Here is a 4,922-nt window from a genome sequence, read left to right as displayed (position 1 = left end):
GTACCGCAGTCTTTAATCGATCATCATTTTACCGCGCCGTGGCCAGAGAACCCTCGTCGCCGGCCATGAGTCGCTGGGTAGAGAGTGGTGGCGATGATGTTGAGGATTTTCTTTGTACCGTGCCCCTCGGGCGAGTCGGTGATTGTGAGGAAGATGTAGGCAGGGTGGTGGTGTTTTTGTGTGGGCCGGATGCCGCCTACATTACCGGTCATACCTTGCCGGTGGATGGCGGTCAGGCGTTTTTACGTTGATAAATACCGGCATCACAAACTGGGCTTATCTGCGAATCTAGGTCTAACACGGCAGTTTTGCAGGTGGCTTCTTGGCGGGAATGTGACGAAAAGTTTCCCTATCTGAATACCTAACTGTAAAATCCGTGTTTTTGTTATTTTAAGCGGAGCAGCGCAATGGGCAGAGCCTACCAAAACCGCAAAGATTCGATGGCCAAAACCTCAGATGCCAAGGCCAAGGTCTACAGTAAATACGGACGCGAAATCTACGTCTGCGCCAAGGCTGGGGGCTTTGATCCCACGGGTAATTTGGCGCTGCGGGGGATGATCGAGCGCGCTAAGAAAGATCAAGTGCCGACCCACGTTATCGAAAAAGCCATTGAAAAAGCCAAAGGTGGCGCCGGTGAAGACTTCTCTCTGGCCCGCTACGAGGGCTATGGCCCCGGTAATTGCATGGTTATTGTTGAGTGTCTTACCGATAATCCAAACCGTACCTTCGGTGATGTCCGTCTTTGCTTTAACAAAACCAAGAGTAAAATTGGCACTCAGGGTAGTGTCAGCCATATGTTTGATCACTCGGCGATTTTTGTCTTCGATGGTGACGACGAAGAGGCGACCCTGGAAGCCTTAATGGAAGCCGATGTTGACGTCAGTGATATCGAGAAGGAAGCTGGCAAAGTGTCAGTTTTTGCACCCAATACAGAATACTTCAAAGCCAAGCAGGCCTTGATGGAGATGGGTGTGGCTGATTTTGACGTTGATGAAATTCAGTTCCTCGCCCAAAACACCTCTCCTGTTGAAGGCGATGACGTGGTCATGTTTGAAAAATTCATGGACATGCTTAATGACTTGGATGATGTGCAGAATATTTATCACAACGCAGAGTTGCCAGAGGCGTAATTGTTTTCCTCGCTCTGTGTTCGCGGCGCTGTAGTGCCCGCCCCAGTGTTGATGACTGGGGCGGGCACTTTTGATTCCTCTCCGTTCGTCTTCTTATTGCAGCGTTTGTTGCTGACTTTTTCGCCGCGTAATAACTGGCTATTTATCGGCTTTGATATTGCTTTCGCGCAGACTCGTTATATGTGCTATCAGCAGGCAATAAAAAGCCGAGTGTGTTACTCGGCTTTGGTAGGGTAGCTTCGGCAATGTGGTTTATAGAATACCGCCTACTATCGGCAAGCCACTTACTACGCCGCCAACAACGGGTAACTCCCCCACAAGAGGGATGCGGATGCCGTCGCTAAGTAAGCCGTGAACTACTGGCAGTCCATAAAGTACATCGAGTACTGGCAGTACATTGAGTACTGCCAGTCCATCAAGTAAATCACCACCCGCTAGGCCGCCGACAATTGGCAAGCCGCCTAACAAGCTACCATTTGTTGCGCCACTACCTGTTAAGCCTCCTACGAGATCACCAACAATTGGCAAACCACCAACAAGGGGGATGACGACGCCGCCTACCAAATCACCGACAATTGGTAAGCCACCCAGCAAGTCACCACCAGTTAAACCGCCTAGGAGGTCGCCGACAAGTGGCAGGCCACCGAGTAAATCACCGCCTGTTGCGCTCCCACCTGATAAGCCCTCTAGGCCAAGGAGATCACCGACGACGGGTAAGCCACCAACAAGCGGGACGACGGTACCGGTGACCAAATCACCGACAATGGGGAGGCCGCCAACAAGCGGGATAACAGTGCCGCCGACCAAATCGCCAACTATTGGTAGGCCACCCAATAAGCCACCATTTGCGCCGCCACCTGTTAGGCCGCCTAGTAAGCCGCCATCTGTTAAGCCACCCAATAAGCCGCCACTTGTTGAGCCGCCCAGGAGGTCACCTACTATTGGTAGGCCGCCAACAAGTGGGGTGACAACGCCACCGACTAAATTGCCAACGATAGGTAAGCCGCCCAATAAGCCACCAACCCCTGGTGCTTGAGCTTGCGCTGTCATTGCAGAGCTGGCTAGAACCAAGCCGCCGAATAGTGCTTTCATCTTCTTATTCATAGTAAATCCTTGTGTTGTATAAGAGTAATCATGTTTAGCGCTGCGCTGATTAAGGTGTTCATCGGTGAGCACTTGTCTCTTTTTTTTTCGAGCAAGGTCATTCTAGATTAAATAATTGTCATGCTCAATGTGCGCCTATGGTTGGGTGTTATTTTTGTGATACTGGTCTCGTTTGTGATAATTCACTTGTCGAAAATTATATTGCTTGTGTGTTTATCGTGTTTGAAATCAGGGCTACTACACATATTTTTATAGGCGTATATTTGTCTGGGCATAGGGCTATGCAAGCTTTGCTTGACGGTTGCTAGGGTGTTGGCGCGTGTATGTTTATGGTGCTTGTCAATTTTTTGATAAATATATAAACCTGAATAATTAGATTTTATTTTTCTGGCCGCAGTGTCTGCATTGCTTGGCTTACGCCAATTTTAGTGCGCGATGGTTTAGCGCCGATGTTTGCGGTAGTCATTAGGCGCTACGCCGATGATTTTTTTGAATAGGCGTGAGAAGTAGTAGGCGTCCTCATAACCTATCGCCGCGGCTACTTGCTTGACCGGTTGGCTGGTGCTGTCTAATAAATAGCAGGCTCGCTGGATTTTCATATTAATAAAATACTGTATGGGTGACTGCCCGGTGTGAGCTTTAAATTTTTTGGTGAAGTGGTACTTAGAGAGTTTTGCGCTGGAGGCTAATTCGTCTAAATTAAGTTGGCCGTGGACATGCTCTTGCATGGTGGCGCGCAGTCGTTCCCAATTTAACGCTTTGCCGCTTTGCGGGCGCTGCTGCCGAACTAGAAGTGCAATATAGCTCAGCAGTGCTTGGAGTTGGTGCCCACCTTGAATAAACTCCGCAAATTGATACCCGCTTCGTCTTAGTTCAGAAAGGCCGTCAAAAATTCTCACCACTCGAGGTTGTACGCCAATATTAAATGAGGGTGAGCTGGGTTGAATATGTTGATAGAAATGGTCGGCTAAACGGCCATTAAAATGTAGCCAATAGATTGTCCATGGGTCTTTGCTGTCGGCTTTGTAAGTGTGGGGGTGCTTGGGGGGGAGTAAAATAATGTCACCACTCTGGATGCGGTAATGCTTGCCGTCACAGCTTAAGGAGCCTTTACCGTCTATACAGTAAATAAGTAAGTAGCTGTCTTCTTGTTGGCGGTGCATTTGATGGCCAAAAGCGGCAGGGTAATAGCCCATGGCGACGGGAAAGAGACCTTCGCTGAGTGGGTGGCCCGCTAATTGGGTTTGTACAAATTGCGGCGTAAGGAAGCGAATTCCCAGCGGGGGAAGTGGCCAGTCTGAGGTGATTGCCATTTTAAGCCTTTATTTAATATGGATATTTCATGTTTTTGCGGTGAGATGGTGTTTTTTCTTGGTTGCGCAATATAGTCCATCAAGTCGGCAATATAGTCAATCCTACCAGCCGCAAGGATGTGTTTATATAGTGGGTCTACGTATGCGCACGCAAAATGAATCTGGGTGCACTTTTTTGTTAGCCACAAAATAATCTGGAGAAACACCATGGCCGCTGAAACCGCCGTAGCCACTACCGAAGAGGCAATATTAGTAAAGTCTCTAGTTGAGCGTTCACGTAAAGCGCAGGCTCAGATTGAGAATTACAGCCAAGAGCAAGTCGATGAGTTGATTACCGCTATGGTGTGGTCGGTTGCACGTCAGGACGTGGCAGAGAAAATTGCCAAGTTCACCGTAGAAGAAACTCAGCTCGGTAATTACGACGGTAAGTTTCTTAAGATTTTCAAGAAAACCCGCGCAGCACTTTTTGATATTATCGACGACAAATCGGTGGGTATTCTGGAAGACGACAAAGAACGCAATATCGTTAAAATCGCTAAGCCAGTGGGTGTTATCGGCGCATTAACGCCTTGCACCAACCCAGAAGCGACGCCGGTGATTAAGGCAATCTCTGCCATTAAAGGTCGTAATTCGATTATTGTTGCGCCGCACCCGCGCTCTAAGCTAACCAATAAGATGATCTGCGATTTGATGCGCGGCGCGCTTAAGGCCTGCGGTGCTCCCGAGGATTTGGTTATTTCTATGGACAGCCCGTCGATGGAAGGCACTGCTGAATTGATGAAGCAGTGCGACCGTATTCTGGCTACCGGCGGCGCGCCAATGGTTAAATCTGCATACTCAAGCGGCACCCCAGCACTGGGTGTGGGCGCAGGTAATGCGGTTATCACTGTTGATGACACTGCAGACCTAGACGAAGCAGCTGAAAAAATCCGTATTTCTAAAACCTTGGATCTGGCGGCATCGTGCTCTTCAGACAATGCGGTTATCGCCTTTGAATCAAACGTAGACGCGCTGCTTGAAAAACTGCAAGCCCAGGGCGGTTATATCTGCAACGCTGAAGAGAAAGCTAAGTTGCAGAGTATCATTTGGGAAGACGGTCACATTGCGGCGCGTATTGTTGCCCAGCCTGCGAGCGTGCTGGCTGAAATGTCGGGCATTGACCTACCCGAAGGCAAGACCTTTTTAATCGTGCCCGAAACCGGCGCTGGCCCAGAGTACCCATTCTCTGGCGAGAAAATGTCTGTTGTTATGGCCTTCTACACTGTGAAAGACATTGACGGCGCCATTGCCATGACCAACGCCATTCAGGCGTATCAGGGACAAGGCCACTCATGCGGTATTTATTCCTACAGCGATGAGAACATCATGAAGTTTG

General features: G+C 49.2%; 5 protein-coding genes. 3 read left to right on the top strand and 2 right to left on the bottom strand.

Annotated features, from left to right (window positions below; all coding sequences use genetic code 11):
• Together P1U47_RS17555 and P1U47_RS17550 are read left to right on the top strand one after the other, a co-directional pair.
• On the top strand, positions 1-251 hold a 251-nt coding region (locus tag P1U47_RS17555; RefSeq protein ID WP_301030523.1), incomplete at its 5' end, for an SDR family oxidoreductase.
• A gap of 156 nt (positions 252-407) precedes the next feature.
• Positions 408-1,130 carry a YebC/PmpR family DNA-binding transcriptional regulator gene (locus P1U47_RS17550; RefSeq protein WP_301030522.1) on the top strand — a complete coding sequence of 241 codons (723 nt, stop codon included), beginning with the start codon at positions 408-410 and terminating at the stop codon, positions 1,128-1,130.
• 252 nt (positions 1,131-1,382) lie between these two features.
• Here the strand turns inward: P1U47_RS17550 and P1U47_RS17545 are convergent, their stop codons facing one another.
• Positions 1,383-2,234, bottom strand: coding sequence for a hypothetical protein (locus tag P1U47_RS17545; RefSeq protein WP_301030521.1), 852 nt, complete (start codon positions 2,232-2,234; stop codon positions 1,383-1,385).
• A 440-nt stretch (positions 2,235-2,674) separates the two neighbouring features.
• A complete protein-coding gene (locus P1U47_RS17540) occupies positions 2,675-3,547 on the bottom strand; it encodes an AraC family transcriptional regulator (protein ID WP_301030520.1) in 873 nt (290 codons plus the stop codon).
• A gap of 207 nt (positions 3,548-3,754) precedes the next feature.
• Between P1U47_RS17540 and P1U47_RS17535 the strand changes: the two genes are divergently transcribed.
• A partial coding sequence (locus P1U47_RS17535) for an aldehyde dehydrogenase family protein (RefSeq protein WP_301030519.1) occupies positions 3,755-4,922 on the top strand: 1,168 nt, incomplete at its 3' end.

It is taken from the genome of Zhongshania sp., assembly GCF_029212375.1.
Lineage (GTDB): Bacteria > Pseudomonadota > Gammaproteobacteria > Pseudomonadales > Spongiibacteraceae > Spongiibacter.
The sequence above is the reverse complement of the archived record's forward strand: the minus strand, read 5'-3'. Positions and strand labels throughout refer to the sequence as shown.

What these genes read in the sequence shown, in the direction of transcription:
- P1U47_RS17545 (WP_301030521.1), bottom strand. Translation starts at nt 2,234, where the DNA reads ATGAATAAGAAGATGAAAGCACTATTCGGCGGCTTGGTTCTAGCCAGC.
- P1U47_RS17540 (WP_301030520.1), bottom strand. Translation starts at nt 3,547, where the DNA reads ATGGCAATCACCTCAGACTGGCCACTTCCCCCGCTGGGAATTCGCTTC.
- P1U47_RS17550 (WP_301030522.1), top strand. Translation starts at nt 408, where the DNA reads ATGGGCAGAGCCTACCAAAACCGCAAAGATTCGATGGCCAAAACCTCA.